The sequence below is a fragment of the Microbacterium gorillae genome, assembly GCF_050990725.1.
Taxonomy (GTDB): domain Bacteria; phylum Actinomycetota; class Actinomycetes; order Actinomycetales; family Microbacteriaceae; genus Microbacterium; species Microbacterium gorillae_A.
The window spans coordinates 4,222,285-4,237,058 of record NZ_CP158844.1 but is presented as its reverse complement, the minus strand read 5'-3'; the positions used below and the strand labels follow the sequence as shown (position 1 = coordinate 4,237,058).

The following is a 14,774-nucleotide window of genomic DNA, read 5'->3' as shown; positions in this document are numbered from 1 at the left end:
ATGCCCGCCGATCCCACCCCCACGTGGACAGGAACCGCGGAGCGAGATGAAGTGCCGCCACACAGACCACGACACAGAATGGAAGACTCCATGACCGCCCCCGCGCTCACCGTTGGTGATGGCGTCCTGCTTCGCGATGGTGCGGAGTACCGCCTCCTCTCCGGATCGATCCACTACTTCCGGGTGCACCCGGCGCAGTGGGAGGACCGCCTGCGCCGGCTCGCAGCAATGGGCGCCAACACCGTCGACACCTATGTCCCGTGGAACTTTCACGAGCGGCGGGAGGGCGAGTTCGCGTTCGACGGCTGGCACGACCTTGCCGGCTTCATCCGCCTCGCGGGAAACGTGGGCCTCGACGTGCTGTTGCGTCCGAGCCCGTACATCTGCGCCGAGTGGAACAACGGCGGACTGCCCAGCTGGCTGACGGCGCGCACGCGGAGCCTTCGCTCGTCGGATCCGTCGTTCTTGGCCGCGGTTGACGCCTGGTACGACGAACTGATCCCTCGGATCGCTCCGCTTCAGGCATCGCAGGGCGGACCGATCGTCGCGGTGCAGGTCGAGAACGAGTACGGATCGTTCGGCTCCGACCGCGCCTACCTGGAGCACCTCGCTACGGGCTTGCGGGAGCGCGGAATCGTCGAGCTGCTCACCACCGCCGACGGCACGCGCGCCGACATGCTGAACAGCGGATCGGTGCTGGAGTCCGCCACCCCGACGTTCACGTTCGGCACCGGCGCTGCGCTCGCCGACGCGCTGCGCCCTGCGGGCGCTCCGTTGATCTGCGGGGAGTTGTGGGGAGGCTGGTTCGATCACTGGGGCGAGAAGCACCACGTGCGATCGGCGGAGAGCATGATGGGCACCGTCACCGAACTGCTGGAGCTCGGTGGATCGGTGAGTCTCTACATGGCGCACGGCGGGACGAACTTCGGGCTCTGGGCTGGGGCGAATTGGGACGGCGTGCTGCAGCCCACCGTCACCAGCTACGACTCCGACGCGCCCATCGGCGAAGACGGCACGATCAACGACAAGTTTCATGCGCTTCGGGCGGCGTTCGCGCCCTTCCACGCAACAGAGCTGCCGTCCATTCCCGAGGCTCCCGTGTTCCAGCGTCCGCAGGCGGTGCCGCTCACTCCGGTCGCGTCGCTGTACGACGTCGTGCTCGCGTACGCCACGGATGGCGACCTCCGTACCCCGATGCCGCAGACCTTCGAGGAGCTCGGACAGCCCGACGGCGTTGTGGCGTATCGCACCGTTGCCGATCTGCCTGGCGACGTCGAGCTGTCCATCGACGGTCTGCACGACCGCGCGGTGATCTACGTGGACGGCGAGCGGGTCGCTCTCCTGGAACGCGATCGTGCGGTGTCCACGATGCTCGCGGGTCCGGCCCGTCGCGTTGAGCTCGTGATCGTCGTGGAAGCGCTCGGACGCATCAATTACGGCTACCGGCTGGGGGAGCACAAGGGCATCACCGGTGTGCGTCTGGAGCGGCGCCTGGTGCACGGGTGGTCGCACACCCTGCTTCCGGAATCCGCGTGGAACGCTCCCGAGGCTCCCGGTGCGGACGGCGTGGCGGTCGCCGAGGTGCAGGTGACGGAGGTCGCGGACGCCTGGATCGCGCTGCCTGGCGGCGGCGCCGGATGGGTGTGGGTGAACGGATTTCTCCTCGGCCGCTACGACCGCATCGGCCCGCAGGTCACGCTCTATGCCCCCGCCCCGCTGTGGCGGGAAGGGGCGAACGCGGTGCGCGTGGTGGACTTCATATCGCTCCCCGCGCAGCTCGAGGTGCGCGATGCCCCGGACTTCGGCGAGGTCGAAGAGTTCATCGGCTACTGAGCCGGGCTGGCGTCACTACGTGCCATGTCTTGCCGGGGCTCACGTGCGATGGATCCATGAACGTGCAAGATCAGCCGCCAGGGGGATCCGCTGGCGGATGTCTCCGCCTAGGGTCGGATCATGGACGAGACGACGCGCACCCCGCCGTGGCTGGTGGTCGAGGATCTGCTGCTTCTGCTGCTGGACGATCAGCGGGGCACGTTGTCGGTCGGCGTGGACCCGGGGTTGGCGATGGGCGGCGCGATGCTCATGGATCTCGCGCGTGCCGGGTTGGTGGAGCTGTCGCCCCGTGCCGGCCTCCTCTCCTCTCCCACGGTGACGGCAACGCCCGATGCGACCACGGACGATCCGCTGCTGCGCGCGGCCGCGGAGACGGTCGCCGCGAAGCCGCGAAACGCGATGGTCATGGTTCGTACGCTCGCGAAGATCGACGGCGAATCGACGCGTGACCTCGTCGCCGCGCGACTGGTCGAGCGGGGCGTGCTGGAGCGTCGGGGCGGTCGCGTGCTGGGCCTGTTCCCGCGCACCGAATGGCCCACCGCCGACGCCGCCCACGAGGCAGCGTTGCGTACGGGGCTGCGGGAGGTTCTGATCCTCGATCGCGATCCCACCGCTCACCAGGCAGCCGTCATCTCGATCCTGCAGGCACTGAACCAGCTGCGAGTGGTCGCGAAGGACGAGACGCGGTCGCTGCGTGATGTGGTCAAGCGCGCGAAGGAGATCCGCGAGGTGAACCTCGCATCGGAGGCCGTGGAAGCGACAGTCCAGGCTGCCGTGCAGGCGGCGGAAGCCGCCACGATCGCAGCGGTTTCCGCTGCTGTATCGGCTGCCGTGGTCGCGACGGCGGGCGCTTCGGCGAGCTGACCGAAGCCTCGGGTGTGCCTGCTGGCGGGGCGTGATCATTCACCGCCGAGAGTTCGCCTCCGCAGAGTAGCTCTCCGGCCACTTCGTCGCGGGTGGCCGGTGCTTCGCCGTCGCAGACGGGGGAGAATCGAGAGGTGAGCACCGTGACCTCCGAATTCGACAGCATCGACCTCGACTCCCTCCGCTCTGTCGGGGGTCTGAAATGGACGCGATTCCCCGACACCATCGGGATGTTCGTGGCCGAGATGGACTTCGGGACCGCACCTGCCGTCCGCGACGCGATGCATCGCGCCATCGATGACGGGCTGCTCGGCTATCTGCCGCCGACGCTCGCGAATCGGCTGGGGGAGGCCACCGCTGCCTGGCAGCGTGATCGCTACGGCTGGGACGTGCCGGCTACCAGCGTTCGTCCGGTGGGCGACGTGCTCACGGCCCTGCAGATCGTGATCGAGAAGTTCTCAGCTCCCGGCTCGAAGATCATCCTGCCGACCCCCGCGTACATGCCATTCCTCACCATCCCGCCGTCGCTCGGCCGCGAGATCATCGAGGTCCCGATGCTCGTCGAGGACGGCCGCTACAGCCTTGATCTCAACGGCATCGACGCCGCCTTCGCCGACGGCGCGGGGCTGCTCATCCTCTGCAACCCGTACAATCCGGTGGGTCGCGTCTTCACCCGCGAAGAGCTGGAGGGCGTAGCGAGCATCGTCGAGCGTCACGGCGGTCGGGTGTTCGCAGACGAGATCCACGCGCCGCTGGTCTACGCCGGCGCCTCGCACATCCCCTACGCCTCGCTGTCCGAGGCCACAGCCGCGCACACCGTCACAGCTACCTCGCCCTCCAAAGCGTGGAACATGCCGGGTGTGAAGTGCGCGCAGGTGATCCTCACGAACGATGCCGATATCGCCACGTGGACCGCCGCGTTCGGTGCGGGCGCGCCCGGGGCGTCCACGCTCGGTGTGGTGGCGAACATCGCCGCTTACGAGGAGGGTGGCGCATGGCTGGATGAGGTGACCGCGTATCTCGACGAGAATCGCCGCACCCTCGGAGACGATCTGGCCGAGCTGATTCCCGGGATCAGGTACACGATGCCCGAGGGTACGTACATCGCGTGGCTCGACTGTCGCGATCTGCCGATCGAGGGATCGGTGGCCGCGTTCTTCCGTGAGCACGCCGGTGTCGCGCTCACCGACGGAATCGACTGCGGCGGCCCCGGCGAGGGCTTCGTCCGCATGATCTTCGCCACGCCGCGCCCGATCCTGCGCGAGGCCGTGCGCCGCATGGCCGCCGCACTCGCGGACTGAGCCGAACGACAGCGGCGCATCCATCCGGGGTGCGCCGCTGTCGTTCGTTCAGACGGTCACGCCCAGGGCTGCGCGCAGTTCTTCCTTCGCCCGCGCATACCGCGACCGCGCTGTCGCCGCCGGAATGCCGATGATCTCTGCCGCTTGCGCCAGCGTGAAGCCATCCCAATGGACCAGCTGGATGATCTCCGCGAGTTCCGGCTTCAGGCGTGCGATCGCATCGCGAACGTCTCCGCCGTCGTCAGCTGGCGCGGCCACCGCCGACGTGACGTGCGAGCGGATCCGGTCAACCAGTGCCAGGCGGCGGCGCTGACCCCGGGCGTGGTTCAACAGCGTGCCGCGCGCCAGGCCGAACAGCCACATCCGCGCCTGCTGCGGATCCGCGGGGACGTCATCGACCCGCCGCCAGGCGATGAGGAGCGTCTCGCCGAGGAGATCGGGTGCATCGTCTGCTCCGACGCGACGATGCAGGTAACGGAGGAGATCCCCGTTCGAGTCGCGCAGTGCGGCGGTGAGGAGCTGTGTGTGATCTGCGACCGACCTCACGGTGCCACAGCCTCACACAGCAGTTGCTCGTCGCCGTCGAACGCAAGACCGACCTTGGCTTGCTCGGCGAGCCGTGCGACCGTCTCGCTCATCGCGACCCGATGCGCAATGGCGTAGATGTCGTCCTCCGTTGGTGGCACGTCGCGCTCGGGATCCTCCCACTCGCCGTCGGCGTTGACGAACTGGATCCGAGTCTCTGGGTCGGACCGGATGAGATCCGCCCAACTCTCGACCAATGTTTCGTCCACGTCGAGATTGCCCACGCTGGCTACGAACCCGTCCCAGTCGCCCGCCGGTTCCCTCGGCTCGACGACCATAGACCGCAGCTCGCACTCGCGCCCGCTCGGCAGCGTGAACGCATACACCGCGTCGGGATCCTGCGCCCACGGCAGCCAGGACAAACCGCCGTTCGCGACTGCGGTGCCAGCGCCTCCCATCAGTACGATCGCCAGCCCGAGTCCGGCGAGCACGCGGGGCGTGCGGCGGGCGCGAGGTTTCTCGGCGAGCACCTGCGCTCGCGCATCGTGCGTCGTCTGATTCAGGGCCCGGGTCAGATCGTCGTCGACCGTGAGGTCCGGCGGTGCTGAGCGCTGAAGAAGCTGATCCAGGCGGTCGTGAGTGTCCATGTCTCTCCCATCGTGGTGGGTCCGTTATCTGAGACATGTCCGGCACCGCCGTTCGTGATGACGGCGGTGCCGGATTCGTGCCGTACCCGTGACGGCGCCGCTTGGGAGGCCAGGAGACGACGTGGACAGGATGCCGGGTGCGAACATTGGCAGCACGAGGTGAGGTACTGAGGATCGGCCTGGAAAGGGAACTCCGGCCCTCGCGGCTGCCGCAGCAACAGGCACAGCGAGATGATCATCGCCGATCCGGGGATCACCTGCACTCCCAGCGGCCCCACGAGGAATCTCTTCCCTCTGACGAAGGTGAGGCGTGAGGTTGCGAACGCCGCCCCGACCGTCACGATGCCCGTTCGATCGCAGTCGCCGAAGCGCTGTTGCTCGGCTGAGGCGACGACGGCGGCTGCAACTGGTGGTTGGGCAGCCGCCGTCGTTATGTGCGGTGAGGGTTAGATGCTGTGGCCGTCGCCGTGACGGTGGCCGTCGCCGTGACGGAAGGCGCGATGGTCGGCGTCGTCGGCATGACGGTGTGTCCAGGGTGCGGGGCGGCCTCGGAAGGGGCGGTCGGCCGAGAACGCGTCCTCGAACTCATCCCGTGCGAAATGAGCGCGGGGTCCGCCGACGTGTGCGGAGTCGAAGCCCTCGGCGCCGTGCGCGCGGCCCCGTCCGTGGAATCCGCGCTCTCCGTGGGATCCGCGTGTTCCGTGGAATCCGCGCTCTCCGTGGGAATCACCGTGACCGTGCCAGCCGCCGGAGCTCCCGTGGCGATGGCAATCGCCATGCTCATGGCCCGCGAACGCGCCGTGTCCGATGTCCGCAGCGCGCATGCCGCGTCCGCCGAAGCCGTGGTGAGCGAAGCCGTGACGCGGTCCGCCTTCGCGCAGGTGCTGCAGGAGTCGACGGCGACGGCGCACATCACGCAGTCGCTCCTCTCCTCCGAGGTCCTCGACGATCGAGGACAGCGCGTCCGTGGTGACGGTCAGCTGCTCGGGTGTGAGCACCGACTCGATGCGCGAGCGTGAAGCCGTGAGCCGGTCGTCGATGCGAGTGAGGGCTGCTCGGCCCTCGGCAGTGATCGTCGGGCGGCCATCGGTGAATGCGATCCACCCCCGCATGAGGAGGTGGCGGAAACGGAGGCCTCCGAAGCGCGCGCGGCCGGGGCCTCCGTGCCCTCGGTGTCCGGGGCGGTGGTGGCCGCGGTGCTCATGCGTTGAGCTTGCCGCCGGCGTCGACGAGGCGTTCAAAGCGGCGTCGCTTGTGGCGACGCCGTCGAGGGGCGGCTCGGTGCCGATCGTCCCGTGCACCGGAATGTCGGAGCTGACGGTCGCCTGTGGAGCTGTGTCCTCGACCGGGGTCGTGTCCGCTTGCGGCGCGTCTGTTTCTGTTTCGGCGAGTCGGTGCAGGAGGCGCAGGTCGTGGCGACGGACGCCCTCGGAGGCGAGGATGTCGGCACGTTCCGCGCGGACGAGCTGGTCGGCGGCGCGGATGAGGAAGGCGAGCGATCGCTCGCCGAGTGGTGTGCTGTTCGGGGTGTTCATGAGAAGTCCTTTCGGGAGCCGAAGCTCGAATGTATGTCAGATGACAAGTGAATGTAGTGTGACATGTATTTCAGAAGCTTGTCAAGTGACATATATACTTTTTCCATGACGGACGAGCAGCCCACCGATCCTGTCGAGGCGATCGTCGCTGCGCTTGGTCGCATCCGCGGTCGTCGTGGCCCTCGGCCCGGCGGGCCGCACGGTTTCGGGCCCGGCGGGCCGCACGGCCATGACGGCGCGCATGTCTTTGGCGCTGCGCACGGTCACGACGGCGGGCATCATCACGATGAGGCGCACGCTCGGGAGGGGGATCGTGGTCGTGCGCATCGCGGCGGTCCCGAGTGGGGACCCTTCGGCGGTCGCGGCGCCGACCCGCGTGCAGCCGAATGGATGCCCGCGATGGGCGGACGTCTCGGCGGCCCGGCGCGGTTCCGTCTCCTGGAAGTCCTCGCCGCCGCATCGGGGTCATTGACGGTGTCCGAGATCGCCGACGCCGTGGGCGTCGACCAGCCGCGCGCGTCGCGATTGGTCCAGCAGTCCGTCCAGCTGGGACTCGTGCAGCGCGAGGCCGATCCGGATGATGCACGACGCACCCGCGTGGTGCTCACCGACCGAGGTCGCTCGATCGCCGGCGGCATGCGTGGGCATCGGCACGACACCGTGCGAACGGCCCTCGCTGCGCTCACCCCCGAGGAGCAGGCGGAGTTCATCCGGCTCCTCGGCAAGTTCGCTGCCGCCTGGCCTCGCGACTGATCCGCGACTCGCGCGCCGCAGCGTGGAGCTCACGACCGGTCGCGTGCGATGGATCGCCCGCGCATGAGGGGGCGATGGTGCGCAACGAACGAGGTTCACCGACGCGACCCCGGCGACCACTAAGGTGAGCGCATGACCGGCGAGACTCCCCACACGCCCCCGACGAGCGTCGACACCGACGCGTTGCCGGCGCTGGCGCTCGATCAGAACATCGATCGCACCATCCCGCGCAAACAGGTGTGGTCGTGGGCGATCTACGACTGGGCGACGCAGCCGTTCAACAGCGTGATCCTCACGTTCGTGTTCACGGCGCTGTATCTGGTGAGTGACACGTTCCTCGATCCGTCGATCGCGGCGCTGCCAGACGGGGACAAGGCGAAGGACGCGGCACTCGCCGCGCTCAGCAGTCAGCTGGGTCTGGGAACCACAGCCGCGGGCATCCTGCTGGCGATCCTCGCGCCGGTCTTGGCGCAACGCGCCGATGCCGCAGGTCGTCGCAAGCGCTGGCTGATCGTCTACACGACGCTGCTGATTGCGACGATGGCCGGGATGTTCTTCGTGGAGGGCTCGCCGAACTTCTTCCTGCTCGGCGTGATGCTCGTGTCCGCGGGCACGCTGTTCAGCGAGCTCGCGGGCGTCAATTACAACGCGATGCTCACCCAGGTGTCCACCCCCCGGACCGTGGGTCGTGTCAGCGGTCTCGGATGGGGGCTCGGCTACGTCGGCGGCATCATCGCTCTGGTCATCGTGGTGCTGTGCAACAGCTTCGACTGGTTCGGCCTGTCCACCGACAATGGCCTCCCGTATCGGATCATCGCGGTGGGATGCGCGGTGTGGGCGATCGTGTTCTCCATTCCGCTGCTGCTCAACGTGCCGGAGACTCCGCGCCAGAGCGTCGTTCGTCGCAACTTCTTCCTCAGTTATGTGGACCTCTGGCGTCACATCCGCTCGATCTTCCGCGACTCTCGCCCGACGTTCTGGTTCCTCGTCGCCAGCGCCGTGTATCGCGATGGTCTGAGTGGCGTCTTCACGTTCGGTGCCGTGATTGCGGCCCGCGTGTTCGGCTTCTCGGCGAACGAGGTGATCATCTTCGGCATCGCGGCGAACCTCATCGCTGGAATCGGGACGATCATCGCCGGTCGACTCGACGACCGATTCGGCCCGCGCCCGGTGATCATCGGCGCGCTCACCGCGCTGTGCGTCGCAGGCTTCGCCGTCTTCCTCCTGCACGACGCCGGACAGGTGGTGTTCTGGATCTGCGGCATGGTGCTCTCCGCCCTCGTCGGTCCGGTGCAGTCGGCATCCCGTTCGCTGCTCGCCCGCGTCACCCCCGCCGGTCGGGAGGGGGAGGTCTTCGGCCTCTACGCCACGACGGGTCGGGTCGCGAGCTTCCTGGCCTCCGGCCTCTGGACGATCCTCGTCGCCGCGATGGGTGCGATCTACTGGGGCATCCTCGGCATCATCATCGTGATCGCCGCGGGTCTGGTGCTGATGCTGTTCGTCCGCATCCCCGCCCTCGACCGCCGCTGAGCGCGGCGCCGCGGCTCTGCCTCGAAGGGTGGCGGTGAGCCGGTCAGGTGATCGGGGATGAGAAGCGTGGGGGACTCCGGTGACGTGCGTGCGGTGATGCCGGTGTCTCGAACGGAGGAGATTTACTCCGACGGAGGACGGTACGCCGGGTGGCGGTCCTCGTTTCGTGACATTGTCCTCGTTTCGAGACGGTGCCCGCGGCAACGCTCCGGCGCTAAGCTCCTGGCTCGGCGTCCCGGCACTCCTTCCACGCATCACCTGCGCCGCCCGACTCCGCCACCTCGCCCCAAACCCCAAAACGAACCACATCCGCCACCGACCTGCGACGATGACGGGATGAGCAGCGAACGGGGACGGCGGAGCAAGCGCGTGATGCGAGAGGAGCTTCGGTCACGCAGAGACGAAGACTGGGAACTCCCACCCGGCACGGTGCCGTATTTCCGCGAACGCCTGTACGCCACGTTCACGGGTCTCGCCATCGTCCGCGTTGTTGAGTCCGGAACGCACGCCGAGCCCCGGCACGCCTTCCTCGCGCTGCTGATGGGTGTGATCGGTATCGTTGTAGCCGGCACGCTGTCGGACTACATCGCTCACCTCATCGTTCATCGCACGGTCGCGCGGGGGAGCGAACTGCACATCATGTTGCGCGCGGGTCTGGGCGCGCTGTGGACCGTGGGGCTTCCGATCGCGCTGATCGGAGCCGCCTGGATCGGGTGGATGGATCTGCACCTGGCACTGCGCATCTCCTCGTGGATCTACATCGTGACGCTCGCGGGCATCGGCTGGCTGGCGATTCGTCGATCGACCCTGCCGGTGCTGGCGAGGATCGTCGTCCTGGCCGGCCTCGTGGCCGCCGGTTTCGGCGTCGTGGCACTGCAGCAGCTGGCGAAATCCGTCTGATACTGAGTGTTCACCCGAAGTTGAGTCGTGTCGACTCAACTTCGACTTGACACGAATTCGGGTCGTGTTCTAGGGTTGAGCCATCGGGACTCAAGTCCCGATTCCGCGCAAGCGGACCATAGATTTCGGCTGCGGCCCGGTACGGGCGAGCCACCGCTGGAGGATCGGGAAATCCCCCGGCACGAAAGGAAAACACATGGCACGTGCAGTAGGCATCGACCTCGGTACGACCAACTCGGTCGTCTCCGTTCTCGAGGGTGGCGAGCCCAAGGTCATCGCCAACGCTGAAGGATTCCGCACCACCCCCTCGGTGGTCGCCTTCACCAAGGACGGAGAGGTGCTCGTCGGCGAGACCGCCAAGCGCCAGGCCGTCACCAACGTGGACCGCACCATCGCGTCCGTGAAGCGCCACATGGGCACGTCGTGGAAGACGCAGTCGATCGACGGCAAGGAGTACACGCCGCAGGAGATCTCGGCGCGCATCCTCGGCAAGCTCAAGCACGACGCGGAGCAGTACCTCGGCGACACCGTCACCGACGCGGTCATCACGGTTCCCGCGTACTTCAACGACGCTGAGCGTCAGGCAACGAAGGACGCCGGTGAGATCGCCGGCCTCAACGTGCTGCGCATCATCAACGAGCCCACCGCTGCCGCCCTGGCGTACGGCCTGGACAAGGGCAAGGAAGACGAGCTCATCCTGGTCTTCGACCTCGGTGGCGGAACGTTCGACGTCTCGCTGCTCGAAGTGGGCAAGGACGACGACTTCTCCACCATCCAGGTGCGTGCCACCGCCGGTGACAACCGCCTCGGTGGTGACGACTGGGACCAGCGCATCGTCGACTGGCTGATCACGCAGTTCAAGCAGTCCACCGGTGTGGACGTGGCGAACGACAAGATCGCCCTGCAGCGCCTCAAGGAGGCCGCGGAGCAGGCGAAGAAGGAGCTCTCCAGCTCCATGTCCACCACCATCTCCCTGCCCTACCTCTCGCTCACCGAGAACGGCCCGGCGAACCTGCAGGAGACGCTGACCCGTGCGAAGTTCGAGGACCTCACCAAGGACCTCCTCGAGCGCACCAAGAAGCCGTTCGCGGATGTCATCCGTGAGGCGGGCATCAAGGTCAGCGACATCGACCACGTGGTCCTCGTCGGTGGCTCCACCCGTATGCCCGCCGTCGCCGAGCTCGTCAAGGGCGAGATCGGCAAGGACGCCAACAAGGGCGTCAACCCGGACGAGGTCGTCGCCGTCGGCGCCGCCATCCAGGCCGGTGTGCTGAAGGGCGAGCGCAAGGACGTCCTGCTGATCGACGTCACCCCGCTGAGCCTCGGTATCGAGACCAAGGGCGGCATGATGACCAAGCTCATCGAGCGCAACACGGCCATCCCCACCAAGCGCAGCGAGACCTTCACCACGGCAGACGACAACCAGCCGTCCGTCGCGATCCAGGTGTTCCAGGGCGAGCGCGAGTTCACCCGCGACAACAAGCCGCTCGGCACGTTCGAGCTGCAGGGCATCGCCCCGGCTCCCCGTGGCATCCCGCAGATCGAGGTCACCTTCGACATCGACGCCAACGGCATCGTGCACGTGTCCGCCAAGGACAAGGGCACCGGCAAGGAGCAGTCGATGACCATCACGGGTGGCTCCTCGCTGCCCAAGGAGGACATCGACCGCATGGTGCGCGAGGCCGAGGAGCACGCCGCCGAGGACAAGAAGCGCCGTGAGGCCGCCGAGGTCCGCAACCAGGCCGAGACGCTCGCGTACTCCGTCGAGAAGCTGATCAAGGAGAACGACGAGAAGCTTCCCGCCGACGTCAAGGAGTCCGTCCAGGCCGACGTGGACGCGGTCAAGACCGCGCTCGCGGGCGAGGACGACGACGCCGTGAAGAAGGCGTTCGAGACGCTGAGCCAGAGCCAGGGCAAGCTGGGTGAGGCGCTCTACGCCTCCGCCCAGGCTGCCGGTGGCGAGGGCGACCCGACGGCGACCAGCCCGGGCAACGGCGACGTGCCGAACCCCGAAGAGGACGTCATCGACGCCGAGGTCGTGGACGACGAGGACGAGAAGAAGTAAAGACATGACGGACGACAAGGACTTCGAGAACAACGAAGCCCCGTCCGGCGAGCAGGGGTCGGAGGCTCACGCCTCCGACCCCGCTTCGCAGGACGAGGAACTCACGATCGACGACATCCTGGGCGCAGCCCAGACCGACGACGCGGCCGCCGCCGACGTCATGGACATCGAGTCGATCCACCTCAACGACCTCAAGCGCATCACCGCGGAGTACGCCAACTACCGCCGTCGCACCGAGGAACAGCGTCAGATCGAGAAGCAGCGCACCACGGGCGACGTGGTCAAGGGCCTGCTTCCCGTGCTGGATGACATCGCCCGCGCGGAGAAGCACGGTGACCTGGTTGAGGGCAGCGCTTTTGCCGTGATCGCCGAGAAGATCCGGTCGATCGTGGCGCGTCAGGGCGTGGAGTCGTACGGCACCGTCGGCGACGTCTTCGACCCGCAGCAGCACGAGGCCATCTTCCAGCAGCCCGTTCCGGGTGCCACCGAGTCCACCATCCTCGACGTGGTCGAGGTGGGCTACCGCCTGGGCGACGTGGAGCTGCGTCCCGCGAAGGTGGTCGTCTCGGTCCCGGCCGAGTAGGCCGAAAAGGGGACATATGGCAAGCAACGACTGGTTCGAGAAGGATTTCTACAAGACGCTCGGCGTGTCCAAGGATGTGTCCGAAGCCGACCTGAAGAAGACCTACCGGAAGCTGGCGCGCAAGTACCACCCGGACTCGAACCCGGGGGACTCCGCAGCGGAGGCGAAGTTCAAGGAGATCAGCGAGGCGTACACCGTGCTGAGCGACAAGACTCAGCGTGAGGAGTACGACCAGATCCGGGCGATGGGCTCCGGGGCCCGCTTCCAGGCTCCCGGTGGCGGCAGCTCTGCCGGCGGGGGCTTCGAGGACGTGTTCTCGATGTTCAACCGCGGCGGTCGAGGTCAGCAGCAAGCCGACTTCGACGACATCTTCTCGATGTTCAACCGCGGGGGCGGCGGCTTCGGTGGTCAGGCCGGCTTCCGGCCGGGGCCCCAGAAGGGCGCCGACGTCACGGCGCGCACGACGCTCGATTTCGCTACAGCGGTGAAGGGCGACACCATCACCCTGCAGGGTGAGGACGGCAAGCCGTTCAAGGTGAAGATCCCGGCGGGCGTGCAGGACGGACAGAAGATCCGCTTGCGTGGGCGCGGTCGTCCGTCCTCGTCGGGTGGCGAGAACGGCGACATCGTGGTGTCCGTCTCGGTGCGCAAGCACCCGGTGTTCACCCGCGATGGGCTGAACCTGCGGGTGACCGTGCCGGTGACCTTCACGGAGGCGGCCCTGGGCGCCACCATCGAAGTGCCCACGCTGGGCGGCGATCCGGTGAAGCTGAAGGTGGCTGCCGGAACTCCCTCTGGTCGCGTGCTCCGCGTCAAGGGCCGCGGCGTGGAATCAGCGAAGGGCACCGGCGACTTGCTCGCCGAGGTTCAGATCGTGGTCCCGTCTCACCTCGATGCCGCCGCCAAGGAAGCGCTGGAGAAGTTCGCCGAGGCGGAACCCAAGGAGAACCCGCGAGCGGACTTGCTCGCGAAAGCGCGCTGAATCGCGCGATGACCGACACACGACGCCGGGAACGGGGGTGACATGAACCAGGACCAGATGGACGAGGACGCGCCGATCTTCGCGATCGCTGCTGCCGCGGAGCTGGCCGGCATGCACCCCCAGACCCTGCGTCAGTACGACCGCATGGGACTGGTCATCCCGGGGCGCACCCGCGGTGGCTCGCGCCGATACTCGGTGAACAACATCCGTCAGCTTCGCGAGGTGGCGCAGATGTCGGCCGACGGGATGAGCCTCCCGGCCATCGCCCGCATTCTCGATCTGGAGCAGTCCGTGCGGTCACTGCGCCGCGAGGTCTCTCAACTCCAGGCCCAGCTCCAGGCCGACGCGGAGAGCCGGCCCGGGGCACGCGTGTTCGCGGCGGGAACGACAGGATCCGTCATCACCCTGCGCGCCGGACGCCGCGTGCGGCGCGCGACGGAGGTCATGATCTGGCGACCCCCGCACCTGCGCGAAAGCCACCTCGACGAGGACTAATCGCCCCGGCTGAGCGCGCGGGGCGAGAGCGTGTGGAACACGGTGCGGATCGCAGCGCCTTCCACGGTGTGCAGCGCAAAGCCCGGCAACGCGTCGGGATCGGCGATCGGATTGACGCGGCTCCCCAGCCGCATGGCCGACACGATCCCCGGCGCCCCCAACACCGGAACCCCCGCGAACGTCGTCGTGAACGCCGCGTGGATGTGACCGGTGAAGATCGCGGCCACCGCCGGGTTGTCCCGAACGATCGCCGCCAGGTCACCCGGGTTGGCGAGGGCGTACTGCTCGTCCACGACGTGGTGCCCGATCGGCACCGGCGGGTGGTGCATCATCAGCGCCACCGACCCCGGAGCGGCCGCGATCGCACCGCGCGCGAAGTCCAGCGTCTCCGGCGTGAGCAGACCGTCGTCTCTGCCGTCGATGTGCGAGTCGAGAGCGATGATCGTGAGGTCGCCGATCACCAGCGTGTCATTCATGCGCCCGGAACGGCCCACGTCTCGCAGCGCCGCGCTGAGTGGTGCCGTCAGGTCGTGGTTGCCGGCGCAGACCAGCTGGGGAACGTCGTCGGGAAGCTCCGCGAACACGCTCGCGTATTCTTCGGCGAGGCCATGATCGGCGAGATCTCCGCTCACCAGGAGCGCATCCACGCTCGGCAGAGCGGCGACCTCTCGCAGCACGGCCTCGAATCGATGGCGGCGTGCCTCCGACAGATCCAGGTGCGGGTCGCTCAGGTGCGCGATCGTCAACATGTGGCCCCCTCC

14 protein-coding genes are annotated in these 14,774 nt (G+C 67.7%); 10 read left to right on the top strand and 4 right to left on the bottom strand.

The genetic code is table 11. From position 1 onward, the window contains the following. The first annotated feature begins 90 nt into the window (after positions 1-90). From ABTV68_RS19520 to ABTV68_RS19510, 3 genes are all read left to right on the top strand, one after another. Complete coding sequence (locus ABTV68_RS19520) at positions 91-1,833, top strand: glycoside hydrolase family 35 protein (RefSeq protein WP_433675331.1); 1,743 nt, start codon at positions 91-93, stop codon at positions 1,831-1,833. Between the two features lie 120 nt (positions 1,834-1,953). Then, complete coding sequence (locus ABTV68_RS19515; protein ID WP_433675330.1) at positions 1,954-2,697, top strand: GOLPH3/VPS74 family protein; 744 nt, start codon at positions 1,954-1,956, stop codon at positions 2,695-2,697. Between the two features lie 143 nt (positions 2,698-2,840). Continuing rightward, on the top strand, positions 2,841-3,998 hold the full coding sequence (locus ABTV68_RS19510) for a MalY/PatB family protein (protein WP_433675329.1): 1,158 nt from the start codon (positions 2,841-2,843) through the stop codon (positions 3,996-3,998). A gap of 48 nt (positions 3,999-4,046) precedes the next feature. Here ABTV68_RS19510 and ABTV68_RS19505 read toward each other — a convergent pair whose 3' ends face one another. The 3 genes from ABTV68_RS19505 to ABTV68_RS19495 form a co-directional block, all read right to left on the bottom strand. After that, the gene (locus tag ABTV68_RS19505; RefSeq protein WP_433675328.1) at positions 4,047-4,544 is read right to left on the bottom strand and encodes an RNA polymerase sigma factor; all 498 of its coding nucleotides are present in this window, start codon (positions 4,542-4,544) and stop codon (positions 4,047-4,049) included. Then, positions 4,541-5,170, bottom strand: a complete 630-nt coding sequence (locus ABTV68_RS19500) for a hypothetical protein (protein ID WP_433675327.1) — start codon at positions 5,168-5,170, stop codon at positions 4,541-4,543. Before ABTV68_RS19500 ends, ABTV68_RS19505 begins: the two co-directional genes overlap by 4 nt. A 446-nt stretch (positions 5,171-5,616) precedes the next feature. Beyond that, positions 5,617-6,705: a hypothetical protein gene (locus ABTV68_RS19495; protein WP_433675326.1), complete on the bottom strand. Its 1,089-nt coding sequence runs from the start codon at positions 6,703-6,705 to the stop codon at positions 5,617-5,619. Positions 6,706-6,810: 105 nt separating this feature from the next. Between ABTV68_RS19495 and ABTV68_RS19490 the strand changes: the two genes are divergently transcribed. The 7 genes from ABTV68_RS19490 (at position 6,811) to ABTV68_RS19460 (ending at position 14,013) form a co-directional block, all read left to right on the top strand. Beyond that, positions 6,811-7,458, top strand: coding sequence for a MarR family winged helix-turn-helix transcriptional regulator (locus tag ABTV68_RS19490; protein ID WP_433675325.1), 648 nt, complete (start codon positions 6,811-6,813; stop codon positions 7,456-7,458). A 132-nt stretch (positions 7,459-7,590) separates the two neighbouring features. Continuing rightward, positions 7,591-8,988, top strand: coding sequence for an MFS transporter (locus ABTV68_RS19485; protein WP_433675324.1), 1,398 nt, complete (start codon positions 7,591-7,593; stop codon positions 8,986-8,988). 336 nt (positions 8,989-9,324) lie between these two features. Then, on the top strand, positions 9,325-9,888 hold the full coding sequence (locus ABTV68_RS19480) for a hypothetical protein (protein WP_433675323.1): 564 nt from the start codon (positions 9,325-9,327) through the stop codon (positions 9,886-9,888). A gap of 196 nt (positions 9,889-10,084) precedes the next feature. Continuing rightward, positions 10,085-11,953: a molecular chaperone DnaK gene (dnaK, locus tag ABTV68_RS19475; RefSeq protein WP_433675322.1), complete on the top strand. Its 1,869-nt coding sequence runs from the start codon at positions 10,085-10,087 to the stop codon at positions 11,951-11,953. 4 nt (positions 11,954-11,957) lie between these two features. Next, positions 11,958-12,536 carry a nucleotide exchange factor GrpE gene (locus ABTV68_RS19470; protein ID WP_433675321.1) on the top strand — a complete coding sequence of 193 codons (579 nt, stop codon included), beginning with the start codon at positions 11,958-11,960 and terminating at the stop codon, positions 12,534-12,536. Between the two features lie 16 nt (positions 12,537-12,552). Then, positions 12,553-13,518, top strand: coding sequence for a DnaJ C-terminal domain-containing protein (locus tag ABTV68_RS19465; RefSeq protein ID WP_433675320.1), 966 nt, complete (start codon positions 12,553-12,555; stop codon positions 13,516-13,518). 42 nt (positions 13,519-13,560) lie between these two features. Next, entirely contained in the window at positions 13,561-14,013 is a 453-nt protein-coding gene (locus tag ABTV68_RS19460; protein ID WP_433675319.1) for a heat shock protein transcriptional repressor HspR, read from the top strand. On the opposite strand, the gene ABTV68_RS19455 is transcribed toward ABTV68_RS19460, so the two are convergent. After that, entirely contained in the window at positions 14,010-14,762 is a 753-nt protein-coding gene (locus tag ABTV68_RS19455) for a metallophosphoesterase family protein (protein ID WP_433675318.1), read from the bottom strand. The two genes, ABTV68_RS19460 and ABTV68_RS19455, sit on opposite strands and share 4 nt — an antisense overlap. Between the last annotated feature and the right edge of the window lie 12 nt (positions 14,763-14,774).

Coding starts and splice junctions, on each gene's coding strand:
- ABTV68_RS19520 (WP_433675331.1), top strand. CDS start 91: ATGACCGCCCCCGCGCTCACCGTTGGTGATGGCGTCCTGCTTCGCGAT.
- ABTV68_RS19515 (WP_433675330.1), top strand. CDS start 1,954: ATGGACGAGACGACGCGCACCCCGCCGTGGCTGGTGGTCGAGGATCTG.
- ABTV68_RS19500 (WP_433675327.1), bottom strand. CDS start 5,170: ATGGACACTCACGACCGCCTGGATCAGCTTCTTCAGCGCTCAGCACCG.
- ABTV68_RS19495 (WP_433675326.1), bottom strand. CDS start 6,705: ATGAACACCCCGAACAGCACACCACTCGGCGAGCGATCGCTCGCCTTC.
- ABTV68_RS19490 (WP_433675325.1), top strand. CDS start 6,811: ATGACGGACGAGCAGCCCACCGATCCTGTCGAGGCGATCGTCGCTGCG.
- ABTV68_RS19485 (WP_433675324.1), top strand. CDS start 7,591: ATGACCGGCGAGACTCCCCACACGCCCCCGACGAGCGTCGACACCGAC.
- ABTV68_RS19480 (WP_433675323.1), top strand. CDS start 9,325: ATGAGCAGCGAACGGGGACGGCGGAGCAAGCGCGTGATGCGAGAGGAG.
- dnaK (WP_433675322.1), top strand. CDS start 10,085: ATGGCACGTGCAGTAGGCATCGACCTCGGTACGACCAACTCGGTCGTC.
- ABTV68_RS19470 (WP_433675321.1), top strand. CDS start 11,958: ATGACGGACGACAAGGACTTCGAGAACAACGAAGCCCCGTCCGGCGAG.
- ABTV68_RS19465 (WP_433675320.1), top strand. CDS start 12,553: ATGGCAAGCAACGACTGGTTCGAGAAGGATTTCTACAAGACGCTCGGC.
- ABTV68_RS19460 (WP_433675319.1), top strand. CDS start 13,561: ATGAACCAGGACCAGATGGACGAGGACGCGCCGATCTTCGCGATCGCT.
- ABTV68_RS19455 (WP_433675318.1), bottom strand. CDS start 14,762: ATGTTGACGATCGCGCACCTGAGCGACCCGCACCTGGATCTGTCGGAG.